This is a genomic window from Streptomyces sp. NPDC048516 (assembly GCF_043199875.1).
Taxonomy (GTDB): Bacteria; Actinomycetota; Actinomycetes; order Streptomycetales; family Streptomycetaceae; genus Streptomyces.
The window spans coordinates 1-4,686 of record NZ_JBICWS010000051.1; the positions used below are offsets into that span (position 1 = coordinate 1).

Below are 4,686 nucleotides of genomic sequence, written 5' to 3' on the forward strand. Positions count from 1 at the left end.
AGCGCCAGGGAGCATTCACCGGAGCGCAGCGACTGCGCCGCCCAGTGCAGCGCCACCAACGACGACGAACACGCCGTGTCCACCGTCACCGCGGGGCCCTCAAGCCCCAGCACATACGACACCCGGCCAGAGGCCACGCTGCCCGCTGTGCCGATGCCGAGGTACCCCTCGATCTCCTCGGGCAGCGTGCCCACCCCGGAGCCGTAGTCGTGGTACATCACTCCGGCGTACACGCCGGTGCTGCTTCCGCGCAGTGCGAGGGGATCGATCCCCGCGTCTTCGATGGCTTCCCAGGACGCTTCCAGCAGCAACCGCTGCTGCGGGTCCATCGCCAGCGCCTCGCGTGGTGAAATTCCGAACATTTCCGCGTCGAAGTCACCCGCACCGGCCAGGAATCCGCCCTCGGCCGTATACGACGTGCCTGCCACGTCCTCGGCACCGAACAACTGGTCCAGGTCCCACCCACGGTCGTCGGGGAACGCGGACACGGCGTCCCCGCCCGACATGAGCAGCTTCCAGAGATCTTGGGGGTTCTGCACACCGCCGGGGAAGCGGCACGCCATCCCCACGATGGCCACCGGCTCGTGTCGGGCGTCCTCGACCTCCTTGAGGCGACGGCGGGTCTGCCGGAGGTCGGTGGTCAGCCGCTTGAGCGTGTCGAGGATCTTCTTGTCGTCAGCCATCGGCTATTTCGCGTCCTCTCCTGCTGAGAGGCCTTCCAGTTCGTCCTCGGCGAGATCGAGCATCTCGTCGATGGTCGACACGTCCAGGTCGGCGTCGGCGTCGTCGAGTTGTTCGGGCAGCCAGGCCGCGGCCAGTTCTCTCAGGCGGCGGACCAAGGCTTCGTGCCGGGCGTCACCGGGGGGCGTGCGCCGCAGTTCGGCCTCGACTTCGTCCAGCCCGTCCCTCCTGGGGCTGTCCTGGCTCTCGAGAATCCCGGCGAGTAGGTACTCGGTGAGCGCCGACGGCGTTGCGTATTCGAAGACCACAGTGGTCGGCAATCGCAGACCGGTCGCAGTGATCAAACGATTGCGCAGCTCCACGGCGGTCAGTGAATCGAATCCCAGGTCCATGAATGCCCGTCCCGGATCGATCGCCGCCGCTTCGTCATGGCCCAGGACGGCAGCCACCTCCGCCCTGACGAGTTCGAGCAGCGCCGGCGCCCGCTCGGATTCGGGAAGTGCCGCCAACCGTGCGGCTGACCAGCGGCTGTCGGTCTCGGTCGCTGTGCGGCGCGCGGGCACCGGCAGCAGGCCGTGGAGTACGGAAGGAATGCCGATGTGTCCCGCCTGGGCACGGAGCGACGAGAGGTTCAGCTTCATCGGCAGTACCGCCGGGTCGTCCAACGCTCGCGCGAGGTCGAACAGGGCCAGACCTTCCGCGGTGGACAGCTCCGTGACGCCGGCACGTTCCAACCGCCGCACGTCTGCGTCGCCGAGGTGTGCGGTCATGCCGGTGCGCTGGGCCCAGAATCCCCAGGCCAGGGCGAGCCCGGGCAGCCCCTCCTCCCGCCGGCGCAGTACCAGAGCATCCAGTACCGCGTTGGCGGCGGCGTAGTTGCCCTGGCCCGGTCCGCCGAACACCGCTGACGCGGAAGAGAAAACGATGAAGTCCGCCAGGTCGAGCCCCCGAGTGAGCTCGTGCAGGTTGAGTGCCCCGTCCACCTTGGGCGCCAGCACCGCCGACACCTGTGCGGGAGTCATGTCCGTGATCACGGCGTCATCAAGCACACCGGCGGTGTGGACGACAGCGGTCAGCGGATGCGGTGCGGGCACCGCCGCCAGCACCTCGGCCAATGCGTCCCTGTCCGCCACGTCGCAGGCCACGATGGTTGCCTCGGCACCCAACTCCTGCAGCTCCGCCTTCAGCTCTTCGGCGCCTGCCGCGCGCGGGCCGCCGCGGCTCAGGAGGAGCAGGTGCCGGACGCCGGACTCCGTCACCAGGTGGCGTGCGAGCTCAGATCCCAGCACACCGGTACCACCGGTGATCAGCACGGTTCCGTCCGGGTTCCATGCCCTGTCGGTCCGCTGACCGCCCCCGCTCGTCCTGACCAGCCTGGGTACGAACAGCTCTCCCCGGCGCACTGCCACCTGCGGCTCGCGGGATGTCACCGCGGCGGGCAGCTGCTGGTAGTCCTCGTCGGTGTCGTCGGCCTCGACCACGACAATCCGGTCACCGTGCTCGGACTGGGCAGAGCGCACCAACCCCCATACGCCGGCGGCCGAGAGAGCTGACGTCCGGCCGGTGAGGAGCACCAGCCTGGCATCGGCGAACCGTTCGTCGGACAGCCAGGTCTGCAGGATGTCCAGCGTGTGCAGTACGGCGGCTCGCACGGCCACCGTGTCATCGGGATGCCGCAGAGGGACAGGGACGACCACGACGCCAGGTGCGGAAAGGCCGGCGCCGATGTGCTCGGCCAAGTCCTCGAACGTCTCGTAGGAGCGGTCTGCCACCCCGCTGTCCACCAGCGAGCGGGACTGCGGTCCGGCGTCGCCGACGACGACCCATGGGCCGGTGTCCTGCATCAGCTCGTGGGCGCCGGGCTTCGTCCACCCCAGATGGAACAGCGAGTGCTCGCCGGCGGACCTCAGGAGGTCGAGTTGCTTGGCGGGCGCCTTCCGTACCAGCAGGGAATCCACCGACAGCACGGGCCGCCCGGCCGTGTCCCTCGCCACCAGCGCCACGGCGCCGGCGCCCTGTGCGGTCAGATGCACGCGTAGCGAGGTAGCGCCTGCCGCGTGGAGCGAGACGCCGTTCCATGAGAAGGGGAGCACGATCTCGCCGGCATCCGCGCCCGTGTTCAGCAGCCCGCCCGCCACCGCCGCCTGGACCGCCGCGTCGAGCAGGGCCGGGTGCGACTGGTACGCGTCCGCCTCCGCCAGGCACTGCTCAGGGAGTTCCACCTCGGCCAGGACGGCTTCGCCGTCTCTCCACACCGACCGGAGCCCCTGGAACGCGGGACCGTAGTGGAAGTCGTCGGCCGCCAGTCGTTCGTACAAGGCGGAAATGTCGACCGGCTCCGAGCCGGGAGGCGGCCACGCGGTGTTGTCGACGGCGACGTTCTCCGTGCCGGCCGACAACGTGCCGACCGCGTGCCGTGTCCATCCTTGCTCGACGTCGGCGCGACGGGAGTGGAAGCTGACCGCGCGGCGCGCGTCGTCGCCGGGCGCGCCGATCACGAACTGGATGTGCACATCCTTGCCCTCGGGGTCCTCGGGCAGCACCAGCGGCGTCTCGAACGCCAATTCTTCGATCCGGTCGCAGCCTGCTTCCTCCGCCGCGAAGAGGGCCATCTCGACGAACGCGGTTCCCGGCAGCAGCACGGTTCCCAGCACGGCATGGTCGTTGAGCCAGGAATGCTCGCTTCCGGACAAGGTTCCGGAAAACACCAGCCCGCCTTCGGGCTGCGCCAGTGGGACGACATCCGTCAGCAGCGGATGGGCTGTCGAAGCGTCTCTGGCGGACACGTTGTCGAGCCAGTAGTGGTCGTGTTGGAAGGGGTAGGTGGGGAGTTGGATGCGTTGGGGTTCGTGGTCGGTGAAGGTGGCGTGCCAGTCGATGTCGACTCCGTGGACGTGGGCTTCGCTCAGGGAGGTGAGGAAGCGGTCCATGTCTCCGTCGTCGCGTCGTAGGGAACCGAGGGTGATGGCGGGGGAGTGTGTGTGGGTCTCGAAGGTGTCCTGCAGGCCCATGCTCAGGACGGGGTGTGCGCTGATTTCGATGAATACGTCGCGTCCGTCGTCGATGAGGCGTCGGGTGATGTCCTCGAAGCGGACGGTCTGCCGCAGGTTTTGGAACCAGTAGCCGGCGTCGAGGGTGACGGTGTCGATCCGTTGCCCGGTCACCGTTGAGTAGAAGGGGATGCGTGGGGAGGAGGGTTGGATTCCTGTGAGTGAGGTGGTCAGTTCTTGTTCGATGCTGTCCACGTGGGCGGAGTGGGAGGCGTAGTCGACTGCGACCCTGCGGGCGTGGGTTCCTTCAGTGGTCCGTGCGGTCACGAAGTCTTCGACGGCGTGGACGTCGCCGGAGATGACTACTGACCGGGGGCCGTTGACGGCGGCGACCGACAGCCCCTCGAGGCCGGTGATGTGCTCGCGGACTTCGTCCAGCGGCAGTGATATGGATGCCATGGCGCCGGAGCCGGCCAGCTTGTCCCGGATCAGCTGGCTGCGCAGTGCGACGACGCGGGCGCCTTCGTCCAGTGAGAGTGCGCCTGCCACGCAGGCCGCGGCGATTTCTCCCTGGGAGTGCCCGGCCACCGCGGAGGGGGTAACGCCCATGGACTGCCACAGTCCTGCCAGGGAGACCATGACGGCCCACGATGCCGGCTGGACGACGTCGACCCGCTCGAGCATCGAGGCGTTGCCAAGGACTTCGGAGAGTGACCAGTCCACGAACGGCGCGAGAGCCTGCTCGCATTCGTCCATCAGCGTGGCGAATGCGGGCGAGGACTGCATGAGGTCTTGCCCCATGCCCACCCATTGCGCTCCTTGTCCCGGGAAGACGAAGGCGACTTCACGGTGGGGGAGGGCTGTTCCTTCGGCCACTGGCGTGGTCAGGTTCCCGTCCATGGCCACAGCGCGGTGCTCGAAGTGGGCCCGGCCGACGGCGAGGGTGTATCCGATGTCTGCGGGGTCGAGTTCGGGGTGGGTGTCCAGGTGGGTGCGCAGGCGGGCGATCTGCTCG

At 68.5% G+C, this 4,686-nt stretch carries 2 protein-coding genes and 1 pseudogene; all 3 read right to left on the reverse strand.

Translation table 11 applies throughout. The annotated features are described in order from the left end of the window. Positions 1-683: beta-ketoacyl synthase N-terminal-like domain-containing protein (locus ACGFR7_RS37375; protein ID WP_393328518.1), on the reverse strand; the 683-nt coding region annotated here is incomplete at its 3' end. Positions 684-686: 3 nt separating this feature from the next. Next, a complete protein-coding gene (locus tag ACGFR7_RS37380; RefSeq protein ID WP_393328521.1) occupies positions 687-4,472 on the reverse strand; it encodes an SDR family NAD(P)-dependent oxidoreductase in 3,786 nt (1,261 codons plus the stop codon). 153 nt (positions 4,473-4,625) lie between these two features. Further along, positions 4,626-4,679: pseudogene (locus ACGFR7_RS37385) on the reverse strand (hypothetical protein); the annotation flags it as partial. Positions 4,680-4,686 lie beyond the last annotated feature (7 nt).

What these genes read in the sequence shown, in the direction of transcription:
- ACGFR7_RS37380 (WP_393328521.1), bottom strand. Translation starts at nt 4,472, where the DNA reads ATGGGGCAAGACCTCATGCAGTCCTCGCCCGCATTCGCCACGCTGATG.